Raw genomic sequence first — 18,032 nt, forward strand, 5'->3', positions numbered from 1 at the left:
GAGCGGATGCACGTCGGCATCGTGACCGCCAAGGCGTACACAGGTACGCCGAGAGGGTTACCCGGTTTCCTCCGCCATCACCGCGGTGGGCATGGAGATCCGCCAAGTGACGAAGACGGCCGCGGCGAGCCCGGCGACTGCCAGCGAGCTACTGGCGAGGAACGGGTCAATGCCGTTCAAGGCGGGAGCGAAGCCGATGCCGACGTAGATGGTGATCCCGGTGGAACCACCCAGCTGGTCGGCGGCTCGCTGGACACCGGAGGCGATGCCGGCGTCGTCCTCGGTCACTCCGGTCACCGCGACGTACTGCAGTCCGACGAGCCCGAACCCCATCCCGGCGGCGATGAGCATCATCGCCGGGATCATCGCCGGAGCGCCGGCCTGGAGGTAGGAGACGACAGCGATGGCTGTCATCGCCAGTACGGTGAAGCCGATCCCGGCCAGCACACACGTCCGGGCGCCCCACCGGCCGAGCAGCCGTGGAACCAGCACCGAGGCCGCGATCAGGAACACCGCCAGAGGCAGCATCACCAGGCCGGCCTGGAACGGACCGGCGCCCAGGCGGTCCTGCAGGTAGTACGTGAACAGCAGGAACGAGGTGGACAGTGCCGCGCTCAGCAGGGCGGTGGCGAGGTTGGCGAGGACGCGGGGCCGGCTGCGGAAGAACCGCGGCGGCACCAGCGGATGCGGTGAACGGCGCTCGACCCTGATGAACAGGGCCCCGGCTGCCACCGCGCCGGCCAGTGCCACCGGCGGCAGCCATGGCAGCGTGCCGTCCGCCTCTCCTGCCTCCACGACCCCGAGGGTGAACAGCAGCGGGGCGGCTACCAGCAGGAGCGAACCGAGCAGGTCCACAGGTGAAGCCTCGGCCGGCCGTTCACCCGGTACGAGGAAGACCACCGCGGCGAGCACGACCGCGACGAAGGGCACGGACACCAGGAAGATCCACCGCCAGCTCAGCAGCTCGACGATGATCCCGGAGAGTACGAACCCGAGCACGAGTCCACAGCTCGCGACGGCCGCCCACACGCTGAGCGCCCGCGACCTGCGAGGCCCCTCGGGGAACATGAGCACGATCACCGCCATCGCCGCCGGGAGCGCGATCGCCTCGCCGGCTCCCTGCAGCAGGCGGGCCGTCACCAGGAGAGCGAAGGAGGGCGCGAGCCCGGCCAGCAGAGACGCCGCGCCGAAAAGGGCGGTGCCGAGCAGGAGGACACGTCGCCTGCCGAGTACGTCGCCCAGCCGCCCCCCGAACATCAGCAGCCCGCCACCGGTGATCGTGTAGCCGACCACCACCCAGGTCAGCGCGTGACTGTCGACGTGGAAGCCGGCGCCGATCGAGGGCAGGGCAACGTTGACGACGGTCACGTCGACCGCGATGAAGAACTGCAGCATGGCCATGCAGCACAGCACCAGCCACGCGCGCACCGGGGACGATTCGTCCCGGCGCGAGAAGAGAATGCCTGAAAGCATCGATTGCTCCGTTGCTCTGGAGAAGTTCCGAGCAGCACGAAGGTGCCGCTCCGGTACGACCAGGGAGCGACGGATCGTTCACAAAGTGAGACGAACGCCCCGCCGCTAGCGGAGCGTCCTCGTCACCGCGGCACAAGCGGCCGCGCACGAAGCTGCAGACATGCCCGCGATACTACCGAAGCCGACGCGACCCGCCCCTACGAGGTCAGGTGCCGGCGTACGTACCGGATCAGGCCGACGACGTCCTCGGGGACGAGTCGGCCGATGGCCCCGCTGGAGTGGCGGTGACGCTCAGTGTCGGTTCGCGCCTGGCCTGGGTTGGTCGCTCGATGGGGTGCGGAGGGCAAGGGCCAGGCGCAGAGCGACGGTGAACGCTCCGGCGGCGGCTGCGGCGTACAGGGCGAGGGAGACGTCGGGCAGCCACATCATGAGCAGGCGCGGGCCCGTCTCGCCGGCGAGCGGGATCAGGGCGATCCACGGCAACGCCCCCGCGAGGCTCCACGCCGTGGCCACGGTGGTACGCCGGAGCGGGGAGGCGGGCCGGGGAGGGCGGCGGAGCAGGACGGCCGAACGCCCGGCCGCCAGGATCAGTCCCAGGGCGAGTGTCGTGAGGCTCCACGTGGTCAGGTGGTAGCCGAGCGTCGAGGCGTCCGCGGGCGGCTGCGCACCCGCGAGGAGCCGCGCGGCGCCGAAGCCGGCCTGCATGACCGCTCCGTCGTGCAGCAGGCCGTGCAGGTTCTGCTGCAGGACGAGGGCGAGGTCGTGCTGGGGGAGCAGGATCAGCGTCGCCGAGTAGCCGAAGGTGGCGCCCGTGTGCCAGATCGCGCCGTCGAGGGGTGCCTCCAGGCCGCCCACCCGCCAGCCCAGTCCGTAGCCGGTGGCGGTGCCGCCGGGTTGCAGCCGGCCCTTCTCGCGCATGAGCCGTACGGAATCAGAGGTCAGGACAGTGCCCCCATCGGCGCGTTGTCCCGAACGGAGCTGGAGCGACGCGAACGCGGACAGGTCGTTCAGGTCGCCGCCCAGGTAGCCGTAGGCGGCGCCGTGGGTGTCGACGCCGTCGGCGATCGAGGAGGGCACGCCCCACAGGAGCTGGTGTCCTGGCGGGAGGTCGCGTTCGCGGGCCGAGGCGGCGTCGGCGATGGCGCCGCGCATGCCTGCCGGGTCGAGTACGGCGTCGCGGAGGTAGCCGGGGAAGGGGCGTCCGGTGACCGACTCCGCCACCGCGGCCAGCACCAGGTAGTTGGCGCTGGTGTAGGCGTACGTGCTGCCGGGCGGGCCGAGCGGGGTGACCTCGTCCAGGTCGCCGATGCGTCCGGCCGGGGGCGGGCAGGTGGGTGCCAGGCAGTCGGTCACCTCGAAGGTGGCCGACTCGGGGAGCCCGGAGGTGTGGTCGAGCAGGTGGCGGATGGCGACCTGGGAGGCGTGCGTGGCGCCGCCGAAGCGGAAGCCGGGCAGATGGTCGATCACCTTGTCGTTCAGGCGGATTTTTCCGGACTCGACGAGGGTCATGATGCCGGTCGCCGCGATGGGCTTGGAGACCGAACCCCACAGGAACGGGGTGCCGGCGGTGATGGGCCTGCCTCGCCCGTCGACGCCCCAGGAACGCTGGTGCAGCGGACCTTCGGGGCCGACCACCGCGTAGGAGAGGCCGGGGACCTGGGTGGCCCGCATCCGTTGCCGGACGTAGGCGTCGATCGCGGCGTACCGGTCGCCGGGCTGGGCGACGGCCGGTGAGACGGCGACGGCCGGTGTGACGGCGACGGCCGGTGTGACGGCGACGGCCGGTGTGACGGGGACGGCCGGCAGCAGGCAGAGCGACGCGATCACCATGCTGGCGGCGGCACGCCGGCGGCGGAGGGGCAAGGGGTCCTCGGATCCAGTAGATAAGCGTATGGCTGTACGGTTTTTACCGTATTGCGGTATGGTTATCAAGTGGCAAGAACCGCCGACCATGAAGAACGCCGCCGGCAGATCGCGATGGCCGTCTGCGAGCTGATCGCCGACGCCGGGCTCGACGCCGTCACCGTGGCCCGCACCGCCCGGTCCGCCGGAATGTCGGTGGGGCTCGTGCAGCACTACTTCCGCACCAAGGACGAGATGCTGCTGCACGCTTTCACGTACGTCAGCGCACGCATCCGCGACAGGGTGGACGAGCTGATTCGTACGGGGATCCGGCACCGCAGACCGATCTCCTGGCTCCTGGCCGAGGCCATGACCCAGCTCATCCCCCTGGACGAGACGCGCCGTACCGAGTTCCGGGTCACCAGGGCGTTCGCCGGGCGTTCCCTGGACGCCCCCGCGCTGGCCGACGTCGACGTCCGGACCGCCAGGAAGCTGCGCGACGACCTCGCCCAAGCCATCCACAACGGCAAGGAATGCGGAGAGGTCGCTCCAGAGCTGGACCCGTGGCCCGCCGCGACCCGCCTCGCCGCCCTCACCGAAGGGCTGGCGATGCAGGTCTACCGCGACCCCGGGGGCGTCAACGGAGTGCCGGCAGCCGAGATGTCCGGGTCGATCATCAAGGCGGAACTCGCCACCGTCTTCACCGGCGAATGCCACCAGTACGGTCGGTGATGCGGATCCCTGGACAAGATCACAGAAAGGCCAGCAGCAGCATGGCGCCGAGCACAAGCGCCGTCCACCACACCATCAGGTGGGTGGACCATGGCCGGGTGACCTGGCCGCCGGGCCGGAGCGGACCAGTGACGATCTTCCAGAGTTCCCCGCCAAGGCGGCGCAGCACGGGCCCGACCCGTGCGCGGCCCGCGTCCGCGGCCCGCGACAACGCCCGCCAACTCTGCGGGAGCGCCCGGCGGTAAACGTAGTCGGCGTCGATGTTGACCGAGCGCAGTTCGGGCGGGTAGAGCCCGGTGCGCACCAGCACCGTGAAGGCGAGTGCGGCCAGGAGCAGCAGCTGCAACTGATTGATCACATGGGCGGTGGTGTACGGCGCGTAGTCCACGGCGTACGGCAGCATGCCGTACAGCAGGGAGGGCGCCACCCCGATCGCCACGCACACCACTGCGGCCATGGCCATCGCCACGCGCATGCTGAGGGGCGCCTCCGCGACGCGATACCCCCGGTCGTGCGCGAAGAAGGCGAAGTAGGGGATCTTGATCCCGGCATGGTGGAAGACGCCGGCGGAGGCGAACAGCAGCAGCAACCAGGCGACGGTGAGATGTTCCTGCCCGACCGCTTCCATGATCAGCGATTTGGTGGCGAAGCCGGAGAACAGCGGGAAGGCGGAGATCGATGCGGCGCCGACCATGCACAGCGCGGCGGTCTGCGGCATGGACTTGTAGAGCCCGCCCAGGTCGGACCCGTTGGCGGTGCCCGTGCGCAACATGACCGCGCCCACGCTCATGAACAGCAGGCCCTTGAAGACCATGTCGGCCACGGCGTGCGCGCTCGCGCCGTTGATGCCCAGCGCGCCACCGATGCCGACGCCGACGACCATGAACCCGAGCTGGTTGATCATGCTGTACGCCAGGACCCGGCGCAGGTCGTTCTCGATGACTGCGTAGAAGATCGGGAAAACGGCCATGACGAGGCCGACCCACACCAGCATCTCGGTGCCGGCGAAGCCGCGCGCCAGCGTGTAGACCGCGAACTTGGTGGTGAAGGCCGACAGCGCGACGGCGCCGACGATGGTCGCCTCGGGATAGGTGTCGGTGAGCCAGGAGTGCAGGAGGGGGAAGGCGCACTTGATGCCGATCGCGGCGAGGATCAGTGCGCCGCCGGCCGCGTCCAACCCGAGGTGGCCGAATTCCAGTCCGGCGCCTGACTGGACCCGCAACACGATCCCGGCCAGCATGAGCAGGCCGGACAGGAGTTGCACGGCAAGATAGCGGGTGGCGGCCCGATGGCTGCGCTCGTTGCGTCCCGCCCAGATCAGGAACGCCGACGACAACCCGGCCAGCTCCCAGAAGACGAACAACGTCACCAGGTCGCCCGCGAGTGTGCCGCCGACGGCAGCCGCCGCGTACACCAGGATCATGGCTTGCTGCAGCGTGTCGCGCAGATGCATGGCGTAGACCATGGTCAGCAGCGCCGCGATCAGGAAACCCGTGGCGAACACCCGCGCCAGGGCGTCCACCCGCACCGGCACCAGCTCCAGCCCCAGGAACTGCAGGCCGGATGCGGCGCCCTCGGGTAGCGCCCACAGCAGGACCAGCCCGGCGACCGGCACCGCGGCCATCAGGGCCCGCCGGGGCAGGCCGCGCAGCAGCGGCACGCCGGCTGCGCCGAGGATCAGCAGCAGGGCGGGATTAGCCGTCATCGCCGCCCCGCTCGTAGTAGTCCTCATCACGCCGCAGCACCCTGCGCAACCCCTTGGCGACGACGACCAGGGCGAAGGCGCCGACGAACCCGTACACGGCGTGAAAGCCGAACCATTCCTCGACGGCGAAGTGCGGATGCTTGGTGTAGAAGAGGTCGGCGGCGAAGATCAGCGCGCACAGGACGGCCAGGCCGTACACGATGCGGGTCACGTTGCGCGGCTCGTCCAGCCGGCGGCGGTCGTCATCGTCGTTCACGGCACCTCCAGAATCCCGGCCAGCGGCGCGAGTACGGCCTCCGCGCCGAAGAACAGCGCCACGCAGCCGAGCGCGGTCAGTACGGGCGGCCCCGACAGAGAGAACCGGGCCTCCCCGTGCGCAGGCGGATCCGCCGGCGGCAGAAGGAAGGCACGCGCCGGGATCGGCATCAGGTAGGCCAGCGCGAGCAGGGAGCCGGCCAGCAGCACCGCCATCATGGCGAACTGCCCCGCCTCGGCCGCGCCCATCAGCAGCAGCCACTTGCTCCAGGTGCCGCCCAGGGGAGGCAGCCCGATGATCGAGAGGGCGGCGATGAGGAACGCGGCGAACGTCCACGGCATGGCGCGGCCCAGGCCGTCCAACTCGCTGACGCGGGTCCTGCGCGCCGTCACCGCGATCGCGCCGGCGCACAGGAACAGCGTGATCTTCCCGGCGGCATGCGTCACCAGGTGGAACACCCCGCCTGCCACGGCGATGTCGCGGGCGAGGGTCGCGCCCAGGACGATGTAGGCGAGCTGGCCGACGGTGGAGTAGGCCAGGCGGCGTTTGAGGTTGTCGGACCTGATGGCGATCACCGCCGCCGCGATCACGGTGAACGCCGCCACCCAGCTCATCGGGGCCGCGGCTCCGGTCTCGGTGAGCGTGTCGATCCCGAAGACGTAGACGGTGACCTTCAGCACCGCGAACACCCCGGCCTTGACCACCGCGACAGCATGCAGCAGCGCCGACACGGGGGCGGGCGCCACCATCGCGGCGGGCAGCCAGCGGTGCACCGGCATCAGCGCGGCCTTGCCGATGCCGACAAGGTAGAGGGCGAACAGCACGGTCAGCACGCCGGTTCCCGCGGTTCCGCCGAGCAGGCCGCCGGGGCGGAAGGTGGTCTCGCCGGCCAACACCCAGGTCCACACGACGGCGGGCAGCAGAAAGCCGATCGAGCTGGTCAGCAGGATCGCCGCGTAGACGCGCGCGCCGCGGCGGGCCGCCGCATCGCCACCGTGCGCGACCAGCGGCCAGGTCGCCACCGTCATGATCTCGTAGCCGATGAACAGCGTGAGCAGATTCGCCGACAGAGCGATCCACATCGCAGCCACGATGGCCAGGGCGAAGAAGGCGAAGAAACGTGTCTGGTGCGGCGTCCCGCTCGCACGCAGGTATCCGGCGGCGAACACGGTCGTCACCGGCCAGAGCACCGCCGCCACGGTGGCGAACAGCAGCCCGAGCGGCTCCAGCGCGAACTCCAGCGACAACCCGGGCAGCCACGACCAGAGCGTCAGCCGCACGTCCTGCCCGGCGGCGGGCCACAGACTGAGCATCGTGGCGGCCAATGCGACGCCGGCGGCCACCGAAGCGGCCTCACGTGCGGCAGGCCTGCGCCGCAGCAGAAGCACGGCCCCGCAGGCCAGCAACGGCAGCGTCACGGCGACCGCCAGGAGAAGAGGCATCATCCACCACCGTTCAACAGCGCCTCGGCGGCGGACTCGGCGAGCGAGGCCGGCAACGCCGCATCGAGACCGAAGACGACGGAGACCGTGACCAGGACCCACACCACGGCGGTCATCGACGCAGGCGCTACTGACAGCTCAGCGACCGATGCGGGCTCGCGGAACCAGGCGGTCTCCACAATGCGCCCGATGTAACCGAGCGCCAGCAGGGAGCTGACCAGCATGGCCACGAGTACCGGCCACTGGCCGGCCTCGACGAGCGCCGAGGCCAGCGCCCACTTGCCGGCGAAACCGGCCGTGGGCGGCACGCCGACGATGCCGAGGCCCGCGATCACGATCGCCGCGAAGGTCCAGGGCATGCGCCGGCCGAGGCCGGCCAGCGCGGACAACTGCACTGAGCCCAGCCGCACCAGCAGGAGGCCGGCGGCGGCGAAGAGAGACGCTTTGATCACCGCGTGGTTGATCAGATGGAGGTAGGCGGCGGAGACTCCGGCGGCGGTGCCCAGGCTGATCCCGGCCAGGATGTAGCCGATCTGCGCGATGCTCGACCAGGCCAGCAGGTATTTCAGGTCGGTCTGGAAACAGGCGACGGCCGAGGCGGCCACTGCCGCCAGTCCGCCCGCCAGCAGGCCGATCCTCCCAAGCGGCATCGTGCCGAAGACCAGGCCGGCGCCGAACACGGTGAAGGTGAGCCTGCACAGCACGTACAGAGCCACCTTGGTGCTCGTGGCGGCCAGGAACGTGCCGACCGCCGATGGCGCCTCGCCGTAGGCTCCCGGCAGCCAGGCGTGCAGCGGGAAGACCGCCGCCTTGACCGCCAGGCCGACGAAGACGAAGACGGCGGCGGCGTACAGCGCTCGGTCGCTGTCGGCTGCGGCCAGGCGCGTCGCCAGGTCGGCCATGTTGAGGGTGCCCGTGACGGCGTACGCCAGGCCGATGCCGATCAGCACGAACGTCGCGCCCACCGTGCCGATCACCAGGTAGCGGAAGGCGGCCGGCAGGGCGCGGCGCCGCGGGCCCAGCGCGACCATGGCGTAGGTCGACAGGGAGCTGATCTCCAGGAAGACGAAGGCGTTGAACACGTCGCCGGTGACCGTCAGCCCCAGCAGGCCACCCAAGGTGAGGCAGAGAAAGGTGTAGAGCAGCGGTGCCCGACGGTCGTCGACCTCGGTGCGCACGCTCCCCAGGCTGTAGACGGCCACGGCCGCGGCCGCGGCCGACACGACCAGCAGTACGGGGGTGTTGTAGCCGGCGACCACGAACTCGATGCCGTACGGTGGCGCCCACCCGCCCACGGCGTAGTGCAGCGGGCCGTGGGCCGCCACCAGCCGGGCGAGTACGGCGGCGCAAACCAGCGAGCTGAGCGCGGCCACCAGGAACACCAGCCACGCCAGGCGTCGGCGGCGCAACAGCACGCACAGCGGCGCGCACCCAAGTGGGATGAGCACCTGCAACATCGGCAGGTTAGCGATCATGAGGCGGCTCCGTGCCGGTCCTCGTCACGCTCTCGCATGTCCTGTTCCTCCACGGTGCCGTAAGCCTCGAAGATGCGCACAGCCAGTGCCAGGCCGACCGCGAGGGTGGCGACGCCGACCACGATGGCGGTCAGGATCAGCACCTGGGGAAGCGGGTGGGAGTAGGTCTCGACCTCCGGGGAGATGATCGGCGCGCTGCCGCCTTCGACCTTGCCGAGGCTGATGAAGAACAGAAAGACCGAAACCTGGAAGAGCGTGAGCCCGATCATCTTCTTCAGCAGGTTGCCGTGGCTGATGACGACGTAGAGGCCGATCATCATGAGGGCGAACAGCAGCCAGTAGACGTAGTGCGTGCCGGTCATCGCGTGGGCCTCCGGCCCGCGAAAGCGAAAAAGATCGAGGTCATGACCGCCGCGACGGTGATGCCGATGGCCACTTCGACGGTCAGGATGCCCAGGTGCTGAGCGGCGGGCCCGTCGGCGGGCAGCAGCGTGCCGTAGTCGAGGAATGAGCCGCCCAGCAGCATGGTCACCACGCCCAAACCCACGAAGAGCCCCAGGCCGAGCGGGACCAGAGCCCCCAGCGCTGCCGGTGGCAACACCCGCTCAGACTTGTCCAGGCCGAAGACCAGGCCGTGCAGCACGAAGCCGGTGGCGAAGATCACGCCTGCCTGGAATCCGCCTCCAGGCCCGAAGTCGCCGTGGAAGAGCACGTAGAGGGCGAACACCAGGACGAACGGCATCAGCAGGCTGCTGACCACGCGTAGGACCTTGTACTCCATCAGGTCCAGGTTCTGCCGCCGCCCACCGTGGGTGAGCGGTCCGAGCAGCAGGAGTACGGCGGTGCCCGCGGCGAACACCACGACCAGTTCGCCCAACGTGTCCAGCGCCCGGTAGCTCGCCAGCACCGCAGTGACGGTGTTGGGCACGCCGATCTCTTCCTGCGACTGGTGCAGGTAGACCTCCGTGACGGGGTGCCGCTGGACAGGGCTGTCCGCGGAGCCGAAAGCGGGGAGATCCTGGGCGGCGTAGACGAGCAGGCCGCCGGTCAGCGCGGTGACGGCGATGGCGGGAAGGTGCCTGTGCCGTGGAGTGACCGCCTCGCGCGACCGGGTGAGCGCGAGCACGCCGAGCAGCAGAACGGTGCTGATGCCGACGCCGACCGCAGCCTCGGTGAAGGCCACATCCACCGCGTCCATGAGCACGAACAGGCTCGCGGTGACGAGACTGGACAGGGCGGTCAGCATGGCGGCCTCGTACAGGGCACGTAACCGCGCGATGACCAGCGCGGTCACGGTGAGGATCGCCAGAAGCGTGAAGTTGATCACGGTGAACGTCGTCATCGGCGGGGGTGGCCCTTACGCCAGACAGGTACGCCGTCGCGTCGCGCGGCGTGCGCCAGGAGGTGTGTCGCCGTCGGACCCGTCACCACGAGGAACAGCATGATGATGAGCAGCCGGACTCCCGCCTCCCATGTTGTCGTCCGCATCAGCAGTCCGAGCAGGATCAGTCCGGCCCCGGCCGAGTCGGTGATGCCGGTGGCGTGGATGCGGGTGTAGAAGTCGGGAAAGCGCAGCAGGCCTACGGCGCCCGACACGATGAACAGCGCGCCGGCGGCGAGCAGCACGGCGCTCAGGATCTCCAGGAGAATCATGCGGCGTCGCTCTCCGTCTGGTGGGTGAGGCGCAGGACTGCGATGACGGCCACGAAGTTGACCAGGGCGTAGAGGATGCCGATGTCGAGGAACTCCGGGCGGCCGAAGAGGTAACCGGAGACGGCGACGAACAAAACGGTCTTGGTGCCGAACATGTTGATCGCCAGGATGCGGTTGTAGCGGCCTGGCCCGAGGAACGCCCTCGCCAGGGCGAGGAGCATGGTGACCAGGATCGCGGCCATCACCGCGACGATCATCGCCGTGCCTCCAGCCTGTGCACCTGCCGCAGCACGCGCCCGTCACTCAGGTCCTCGATCCCGGCGCTGTCGAGGGCGTGCACCTCGATGTGCTCGTCGTCGAGGTCGAGCGAGAGCGTGCCAGGGGTGAGGGTGATGGAATTGGCGTACACCACCTGGGTGAGAGGGGAGAGGCCGCGCGAGGGCGTGCAGGTGACGACTGGGTCCAGGTCCGTTCGAGGCGACCACACCTGGCGTGTCACGGTGACCGCGGAGCCAAGGACTTCCTTGACGAGCCAGAGAAGATAGCGGGGCAGCCGCAGCACCAGGCCCAGCGTGGGGCCCTTCTCCAGGCTGAGCCCGGCCCGGTGGGCAAGCACGCAGGCGAGGACGACCGAGATCACGCCGAACGTCACGAAAAGCGGATCGATATGGCCGGAGAGCAGCAGCCAGAAAGCCGCGAGCAGCGGAGCGGCCCAACGGATCAAACGGATGGTGCCGGTCCCGCCGGAGTGTGTGACGCCCGTGTCCAATGGTGCGAGACGTGGTCGCGTCATGAGCTCTCTTGGTTCGGCCAGCCGATGAGCTGCGCGCCGAGTACCGCGACGTGCAGGGCGAACGCCTGCCGCGGGTCGTCGGCCGCGTAGCCGGTGAGGTCACGGACGCGCCGCAGGCGGTACGTGACCGTCCGCACGCTCACATGGAGCCGCTGCGCGGCGACCGTCGCGACACTGCCCGAATCGAAATAGGCCGAGAGGGTGTTGAGCAGCGACTCAGCTCCCATCCGCGTGGTGCGGAGCGGCTCCAGGACCTCGGTGACCAGCTCGGACAGCGCCGCGGTGTCCCGGCGCAGCACCTGGTAGACGAGCAGTTCACGCGCGCGCAGCACCTGCTCGGGGAGGTTGAGGCGCGAGCCGATCTCCAGCGCGCCGCGGGCCTGCTCGAAGGAGCGTACGACTCCGCCCGCGCCGGACTGCGGGCGGCCGATGCCCACCCGCCACGACGTGTCCGCGCCGAGGGCGAGGGAGAGTTGGCGCACGAATTCGTCCAGGACCGCTTGGTGCTGCTGGGGCGCGAGGCAGACCAGGAGCCCGTCCTTGGTGCCCACCAGCGCGTCCCGGATGCCGAAGTACGGGCGCAGCGCTGTCTCGACCTGGCGTGCGATCAGTCCGCCGTCCACGAAGGGCTCGGTACCGCGGGCCGCCGCCACGACGTGGGCCCAGCCGAGGTGCAGGCCGTAGCGTTCGGCACGCTCTGCCAGCCCGCCGATGTCGCGTCCGTCGAACAGATCGTCGATGAACTCGCGGCGCAGGGACTCCTCGCGGCGCACGATCCACCGCTGGACCTCCTCGTACCCCTCGGCCAGGGTCATCACCGCGGTGTCGGCCGTACGCATGACCGACTCACCGATCGGGCAGAGGCGGTCTGTCGCGTCCGGACCGCGCACGCCGGGCAGATGCGGCCAGGCCTGCCAGGTGGCCCGCAGGTAGAGATTGATCAGGCTCCGCATCGGAACGCCGAGATCGGCCGCCCGCGCACCGATGTCGCGCCACTGCCTCAGCTCGTCGTCGCTGGGCGGGCGCCGGCTCACGCTCACCTCTGCCAGGGTCTGCAGATAGCCGTTCAGCAACTCGCCGGATGTCCCGTCGGCCTCGGCTGCGATCTTGGTGGCCAGCGCGGCGAGTTCGTCGGGAGCGGCCAGCTGGGCACCTCTTCTTCGCTGGGAGATTGGCGTCACCGTCATGGAGAGGCCTCGCTGATCGCGGCCGCCAGCTTCTCCAGCAGCCGGTTGGCGGTGATCACTCCAAGGCCGCCCTCGTCAACCTGTTCCACCAGTATCAGCGGGCAGCCGTGGCGTGTCATCAGCTCGACCAGCTCGACCAGCGTCGCCTCCGGACGGGCCACCGGAATCCGGTGTCCTGCCTCTTCCAGCAGGACACGGACGGGCTTGCGAGCCAGGAGCTCGGCGATCCTGTCCGCGTGCGCCTCGTCGAACACGCGGGCCAGGAGCGGCTCGCCCAGCGTGTAGCGGGGCAAGGCAAGCTTGAGCAGATCGACCGACGACAGGCAGCCCACCACACGCCCCTGTTCGTCCGCGACGATCAGACCCGGCAACCGCTGCTCGCACAACATGCGAACGGCTGCCAGCGCCTCGTCGTCGAGACGCGCGGTGGGCAGCGTCTCCACGATCTCGGCTGCGCGCATGAACCCTCCTGGCATCATTACGGCACTGGGGCGGTGGCTCCTTCGAGTATTCGAGACTCGGGCCGATGAGCCAATGGGCAGCAGGGGCAAGCAGCAAGGTCTGCTCGTTGCCGACCACCGGCAACCTCCTGGCAAACCCTTCGTCGAAACCCCGCTCAGGGCCTCGCCCACGCCTTCCCCTCGAGCTTCGAGAACGCCAGGCCGGAGTGTCCGGCCGGCCGGCTTACGGGCCGCGTCGCGCTCCGACAGCCGGAACGAATCCTTGTCGCGCGCCGGGTTCACGCCGCCCTTGCTGGGCTCGGCGGACACTTCGACGACAGGAAGGGCTTCTACCGTGTCCAGATCCACATGTACGAGGTCCGCTCAAGGCCGGAGACGGTCGTTGATCAGGCTCTGCTTCTCCGGTGACAGGCCGTGAGCCTCCATGGCCCGGTTCAGCAGGTCTCGGTCGAATCCGTGCGCCGCCAGGTGGTCGAGCAACGGCTCGTACCGATCGGGCCGGTCACGCCTGAGCTCGGTGGCCAGGCGCAGTTCCAGGCGCACCACGGGAACACGGTGCGAGCCACACGTGACCAGGACGTAGTGCCGCCACGGGCCGCGGCCGACGCACTCCATCCCGTCGGAGTCGGTCTCCCGCTCGACCGTGCTGAACTCCACGTGGACGCCGTGCACGTCGTACCTCGCGAAGTACTGTGCGCTTTCGGGCAGCCACGAGGCCGCGTACAGGCAGGGGTGGGACGACAGGGCCGCGGCGAACGTGTCCACGTCCTCGCGCCGGGCCACCAGCAGGTCGACGTCCCCGACGGGAAGCCGGACACCTTGCAGCAGCGCGGCCCCGGTGCCGCCCACGCGGTAGAGCGGGTCGGCCCCCGCCGCTCGGACGGCGGTGAGCGTCGTGTCCAACGCCGACGTCACGTCCTGCACCTGTAAAGCTACTCCGTCGGTTGCCATGACGATCAGCGTACGGATCACGAGCCGCCGGCGTCAGTCGCCGGTGAGAGGGCACAGCGCAGGGCTCCGGATCAAAGCCGCCAGGCGAGGAACCCGTCAGGCGCGTCCGTCCGGGCGAAGCCCGCGCTGACCAGTTCGCCTTCGATGACGTCCCGCACGGGGCGGTAGGCGTGGCCGACGATCTCCTCCTCGCTGATGACCTTGTCGCCTTCCGCGACCCGGTAGAGGTAGCGGGCCTTGCACGCCTCCTCGTCCGACTCGATGATCTCCGACAGGATCGTGTAGGTGTGCCGGCCCACCTGACACGACTCCAGTTCCTTGAGCGGGCTCGGCGCGGGCGGGCCTCCGTCGCGCCAGGTGAAGACCAGCAGCCCGCCGGGTTCCAGCTGGGTGGCCAGCACCGGCCAGAGCCGCTTGCGGTAGTCGGGATCCAGGGCGTACAGCACGTTGATCATCACCATGGCCTCCACCGGCTCGGCCAGGTCCAGGCTGAGGGCGTCATAGGGGAGCACGGTCACCCGCTTGAGCAGTTCCGGGCGGGCGTTCAGCCGGGACAGCAACACCCCGCGCATTCCGGCCGAGGGCTCCAGCGCGAAGATCTCGGCAGGTGTCCAGTCGGCGATCGACGTGGTGATCAGACCGGTCCCTGCGCCGATCTCCAGGATGCTCCGTCGCACTCCGGTGAGGAGCGGGGGAAGCTTTTCGCGGATGCCCGGGACGTGCCCGTTCTCGTGGAACAGGTCGTAGAAGGGGAGGGAGACGAAGTCGGTCATGACGGGCAAGGCTACTCCAGGAGCAGCGGCGTGCGGTCCCCGGCGGCCGGGAGTCAGCCGGGCTGCTTGTCCTGCCGGCGGCGGGTGATCTCGGTGATCCAGGCGGGCGCGTACGGCGAGGTGCAGCCCGGCGGCGTCGGGTAGTCCTTGAGCACCTCCAGGCGTTCCCCGATGGCGATGGCGCGGGCGCGCAGGTCGGCGTGCTCGATGCCGATCTGGGCCAGGCAGTGGTTCATCGCCCACTGCAGGCGGTCGGGGGCGCGCTTCATCCGCGCCTCGATGATGTCGAGCAGCCCGGAGAGGTCGAGGGTGCCGGGCTTCTTCGTCACACGTTCGGTGGTCAGGGCCCAGCCGGCGCTCGCGACCACGGGGTCGGCATCGGCGAACCAGGCCAGGCGCAGCTCTTCGGCGTGCGGGCTCTTCTTGACCACGTAGTTCACGAGCCAGTCGTGCACCTTGGGCGTACGTGACTCGCGGACCATGGCGTCGAGCTCGTCCCGTTCGTACGCCTTCGGGCGGCAGATCAGAAGGGCCAGCAGCCTCGCGGCGGTGTCACCCGTGGCCCAGAGCCGGCGCGCGAGCTCCGGCTGGGTCTTCAGCCGCTTGGCGAGCGCACGCAGCTTGCCGAGGTTGACACCGTGATCGTCACCGTGTCTCTCGTTGACCGCGCGGATCTTCGGGTCCTCGAGGCCGGCCAGTTCGGCCATCACCTCGTCCACCGTCGTCCCGGTCGCTGTCGTCTGGGCCATCACAGCCTCCTGTCCGTCAGGCGCGTGGTCGAGCCTATGACGGAGGCCGGCCTTGCGTACATTCATGCGGCTGCTCGGCGCTCCCTGCCGGTCACAACCGGCACAGCGCCCGCATGGCGTCCTGCTCGATGCGCGCGAGGTCGTGGAGGACGGCGCCGGCCTGGTCGAGGTGGCGCGCGTCGCCGCTGTCCCCGGCCTTGGCGATCAGGGCCGACACGTCCGACCACAGGGCGGCGGCCTCGGTGTAGAGGTCGTGGGCGGTGCGCAGGCGGTGGTCGTCGATCAGCCGGGTGCACTGGCCGAGGAAGTCGCGGTAGAGGGCGCGGAACAGGGCGCCGCCGGTGCCGCCCTTCTCCATGAGCAGGGCGGCCTGCGGCAGGTCCCGCTGCGGCTCGCCGGCGCGACGCAGCCATCCGGGCACCTTCGTGCCGGCCTTGGCGATGCCGCGGTGGCCGAGGTTCGCGATGGGAGCGGCGAGGAAGGCGTCGGCGCAGTGCTTGATGGCGGGGACGATCTGCTTCTGCCAGGCGGGCGGGTGAGGGGGGAGCGCGAGGGTGAAGGACCGGTGCCTGGCGGTCATCGGGCCGCGTTCGGCGCGTGCCCTGGCGAGGCCGGCCAGGCTCGTGCGGACCGCTCCTCCCTGCTGTTCGGTGTCCACCAGGTGGGCGTCGTGCTCGTCGTAGCCGTACATGGCGACGACGTGGCCGCCGAAGTGCACCTTGGTGCGGAAATAGTCCAGATGGTACGAGTCGAGCTGCAGGCCGACCGGCCGGCCGGCGTCGATCGGGGTGGTGACGTTCTCCCAGGCCCTGCGCGGCGAGGTGGTCTCCTTGACCGTCAGCGTCAGCCCCAGCCTGGCGGCCAGGTTCTTGGTGAGGTCGAACGGCCGGACGCGGCCCGCCAGGAAGGGGAACGCCATGCTCTTGCTGTCCCAGTAGAGGAAGGACAGGCCGGAGCCCAGCCCGAACAGCAGGGGTTCCGACAGGTCCAGGCCCTCGTGCCGGAGCAGCACGCCGAGCGCCGTCGTCTCGCAGTGCTGCATGCCGCGGGGCTCGACGTCCTTCACGATGGTCATGTCCTGGCTCTCCTCATGCCGACGCGGGTACCGCAGGGTCCAGCATGGGGCCTCCCACCGTGGGAGAGTCCAGCCGCGTCCTGGGTCGGGAGGAGCGGAGGCGCACAAATAATAAGTAAAGCTTCTTGTTGACAAGAAGAATCCGCTGAGATTACATCCTGTTGATCGGGGGGCCAGACCACATACCGGAGGTCTCCATGCGCAAACCCCGGCTCCTCCTCGCGGCCACGGCCATGCTCCTCACCCTGACCAGCGGCCTGGTCGCGGGCGCCCACCGGGCCGAGGCGGACATCGGGCCTGTGACCTGGTCCGACGAGTTCAACGCCGCCGCGGGGACGTCCGTCGACGGCTCCAAATGGAAGTTCGACATCGGCGGCGGGGGCTGGGGCAACAACGAGCTGCAGTACTACACCGACTCGACGCGCAACGTCCACCACGACGGGCAGGGGCACCTGGCCATCACCGCCCGCAGGGAGAACCCGTCCAACCTGCAGTGCCACTACGGCACCTGCCAGTACACCTCCGGCCGGATCCTGACCGCCGAGAAGTTCACCCAGGCGTACGGCCGCTTCGAGGCCAGCATCAAGATCCCGCGGGGTCAGGGCATCTGGCCGGCGTTCTGGATGCTCGGCGGGGGCAACTGGCCGGGCGACGGCGAGATCGACATCATGGAGAACATCGGCAGCGTCCCGAACACCGTGCACGGCACCGTCCACGGCCCCGGCTACTCCGGCGGCGACGGGATCGGCGGGAGCCGTACGGTGGGCGCGCCGCTCGGCGACGCCTTCCACAGGTACGCGATCGAGTGGTCGCCCAACCTCATCATCTGGTACCTGGACGGTTCAGAATATTTCCGGATCACTCCGGCCAGTCTCCGCGGTAACCGGTGGGTGTTCGACCACCCGTTCTTCATGATCATGAACGTGGCGGTCGGCGGCAACTGGCCCGGCCCGCCCAACGCCGGCACCACCTTCCCGCAGACGATGCTGATCGACTACGTCCGGGTCTCCGCGTGGACCGACGGCGGATCGGGGTCCGGCACCGCGCTGAGGTCGAACCTGAACGGCCGCTGCATCGACATCCCGCGCGCCGAGCCCGTGGATGCCGCCCCGCTGCAGATGTACGACTGCAACGGGACCGCCGCCCAGCAGTGGTCCATCAACGGCGACGGCACGGTGCGTGCGATGGGCAAGTGCATGGACGCCGCGGCGGCCGGCACCGCCAACGGAACACCGATCCAGCTCTACACGTGCAACGGCACCGGCGCCCAGCGCTTCACGCTCAGCCCGGCGGGCGACCTCGTCAACATCCCGGCCAACCGGTGCGTGGACGTGGTGGACCGCAACACCGCCAACGGCGCGCGCCTGCAGTTGTGGGACTGCACCGGGGCGTCCAACCAGAAGTGGACCCGTTCCTGAGCGGCCTGCGATGAGCGCGCGTCCGGGCCAGGTTCCCGTCGGCCGGC

The 18,032-nt window shown here is 69.8% G+C and carries 19 protein-coding genes; 2 read left to right on the forward strand and 17 right to left on the reverse strand.

All coding sequences use genetic code 11. The features are described from left to right. Positions 1-57 precede the first annotated feature (57 nt). Together E1295_RS00930 and E1295_RS00935 are read right to left on the reverse strand one after the other, a co-directional pair. Complete coding sequence (locus E1295_RS00930) at positions 58-1,473, reverse strand: MFS transporter (RefSeq protein ID WP_246079755.1); 1,416 nt, start codon at positions 1,471-1,473, stop codon at positions 58-60. Positions 1,474-1,764: 291 nt separating this feature from the next. Next, the gene (locus E1295_RS00935) at positions 1,765-3,303 is read right to left on the reverse strand and encodes a serine hydrolase domain-containing protein (protein WP_132627693.1); all 1,539 of its coding nucleotides are present in this window, start codon (positions 3,301-3,303) and stop codon (positions 1,765-1,767) included. Between the two features lie 102 nt (positions 3,304-3,405). On the opposite strand from E1295_RS00935, the gene E1295_RS00940 reads away from it, so the two are divergent. Continuing rightward, entirely contained in the window at positions 3,406-4,047 is a 642-nt protein-coding gene (locus tag E1295_RS00940) for a TetR/AcrR family transcriptional regulator (protein ID WP_132627694.1), read from the forward strand. Between the two features lie 19 nt (positions 4,048-4,066). On the opposite strand, the gene E1295_RS00945 is transcribed toward E1295_RS00940, so the two are convergent. The 15 genes from E1295_RS00945 to E1295_RS01015 all read right to left on the reverse strand — a co-directional run bounded on the left by E1295_RS00945 (position 4,067) and on the right by E1295_RS01015 (position 16,567). Beyond that, positions 4,067-5,779: a Na(+)/H(+) antiporter subunit D gene (locus tag E1295_RS00945; RefSeq protein WP_220448485.1), complete on the reverse strand. Its 1,713-nt coding sequence runs from the start codon at positions 5,777-5,779 to the stop codon at positions 4,067-4,069. Next, on the reverse strand, positions 5,742-6,008 hold the full coding sequence (locus E1295_RS00950) for a hypothetical protein (RefSeq protein ID WP_132627695.1): 267 nt from the start codon (positions 6,006-6,008) through the stop codon (positions 5,742-5,744). The genes E1295_RS00945 and E1295_RS00950 overlap by 38 nt, the downstream gene beginning before the upstream one ends. After that, positions 6,005-7,453: a proton-conducting transporter transmembrane domain-containing protein gene (locus E1295_RS00955; protein ID WP_132627696.1), complete on the reverse strand. Its 1,449-nt coding sequence runs from the start codon at positions 7,451-7,453 to the stop codon at positions 6,005-6,007. The genes E1295_RS00950 and E1295_RS00955 overlap by 4 nt, the downstream gene beginning before the upstream one ends. Next, on the reverse strand, positions 7,450-8,925 hold the full coding sequence (locus E1295_RS00960) for a proton-conducting transporter transmembrane domain-containing protein (RefSeq protein WP_132627697.1): 1,476 nt from the start codon (positions 8,923-8,925) through the stop codon (positions 7,450-7,452). Before E1295_RS00960 ends, E1295_RS00955 begins: the two co-directional genes overlap by 4 nt. Then, positions 8,922-9,287: a cation:proton antiporter subunit C gene (locus tag E1295_RS00965; protein WP_132627698.1), complete on the reverse strand. Its 366-nt coding sequence runs from the start codon at positions 9,285-9,287 to the stop codon at positions 8,922-8,924. Before E1295_RS00965 ends, E1295_RS00960 begins: the two co-directional genes overlap by 4 nt. Then, complete coding sequence (locus E1295_RS00970) at positions 9,284-10,267, reverse strand: DUF4040 domain-containing protein (RefSeq protein ID WP_132627699.1); 984 nt, start codon at positions 10,265-10,267, stop codon at positions 9,284-9,286. Before E1295_RS00970 ends, E1295_RS00965 begins: the two co-directional genes overlap by 4 nt. After that, positions 10,264-10,578, reverse strand: coding sequence for a monovalent cation/H(+) antiporter subunit G (gene mnhG / locus E1295_RS00975; protein WP_132627700.1), 315 nt, complete (start codon positions 10,576-10,578; stop codon positions 10,264-10,266). Before mnhG ends, E1295_RS00970 begins: the two co-directional genes overlap by 4 nt. Beyond that, positions 10,575-10,835, reverse strand: coding sequence for an MrpF/PhaF family protein (locus E1295_RS00980; protein WP_132627701.1), 261 nt, complete (start codon positions 10,833-10,835; stop codon positions 10,575-10,577). Before E1295_RS00980 ends, mnhG begins: the two co-directional genes overlap by 4 nt. Further along, entirely contained in the window at positions 10,832-11,371 is a 540-nt protein-coding gene (locus E1295_RS00985; RefSeq protein ID WP_132627702.1) for a Na+/H+ antiporter subunit E, read from the reverse strand. The genes E1295_RS00980 and E1295_RS00985 overlap by 4 nt, the downstream gene beginning before the upstream one ends. Next, positions 11,368-12,558 (reverse strand): PucR family transcriptional regulator, encoded by a 1,191-nt coding sequence (locus E1295_RS00990; protein WP_132627703.1) that lies wholly within the window; start codon positions 12,556-12,558, stop codon positions 11,368-11,370. The genes E1295_RS00985 and E1295_RS00990 overlap by 4 nt, the downstream gene beginning before the upstream one ends. After that, a complete protein-coding gene (locus E1295_RS00995) occupies positions 12,555-13,019 on the reverse strand; it encodes a CBS domain-containing protein (RefSeq protein WP_132627704.1) in 465 nt (154 codons plus the stop codon). Before E1295_RS00995 ends, E1295_RS00990 begins: the two co-directional genes overlap by 4 nt. Positions 13,020-13,382: 363 nt before the next feature. Next, the gene (locus tag E1295_RS01000) at positions 13,383-13,934 is read right to left on the reverse strand and encodes a hypothetical protein (RefSeq protein ID WP_132627705.1); all 552 of its coding nucleotides are present in this window, start codon (positions 13,932-13,934) and stop codon (positions 13,383-13,385) included. A gap of 107 nt (positions 13,935-14,041) precedes the next feature. Beyond that, complete coding sequence (locus E1295_RS01005; RefSeq protein ID WP_132627706.1) at positions 14,042-14,743, reverse strand: class I SAM-dependent methyltransferase; 702 nt, start codon at positions 14,741-14,743, stop codon at positions 14,042-14,044. A gap of 53 nt (positions 14,744-14,796) precedes the next feature. Continuing rightward, the gene (locus E1295_RS01010; RefSeq protein ID WP_132627707.1) at positions 14,797-15,492 is read right to left on the reverse strand and encodes a DNA alkylation repair protein; all 696 of its coding nucleotides are present in this window, start codon (positions 15,490-15,492) and stop codon (positions 14,797-14,799) included. A 91-nt stretch (positions 15,493-15,583) separates the two neighbouring features. Beyond that, complete coding sequence (locus tag E1295_RS01015) at positions 15,584-16,567, reverse strand: BtrH N-terminal domain-containing protein (RefSeq protein WP_132627708.1); 984 nt, start codon at positions 16,565-16,567, stop codon at positions 15,584-15,586. A 197-nt stretch (positions 16,568-16,764) separates the two neighbouring features. On the opposite strand from E1295_RS01015, the gene E1295_RS01020 reads away from it, so the two are divergent. Next, positions 16,765-17,985, forward strand: a complete 1,221-nt coding sequence (locus E1295_RS01020) for a glycoside hydrolase family 16 protein (RefSeq protein WP_132627709.1) — start codon at positions 16,765-16,767, stop codon at positions 17,983-17,985. Positions 17,986-18,032: the final 47 nt, after the last annotated feature.

It is taken from the genome of Nonomuraea mesophila (assembly GCF_004352805.1).
Lineage (GTDB): Bacteria > Actinomycetota > Actinomycetes > Streptosporangiales > Streptosporangiaceae > Nonomuraea > Nonomuraea longispora.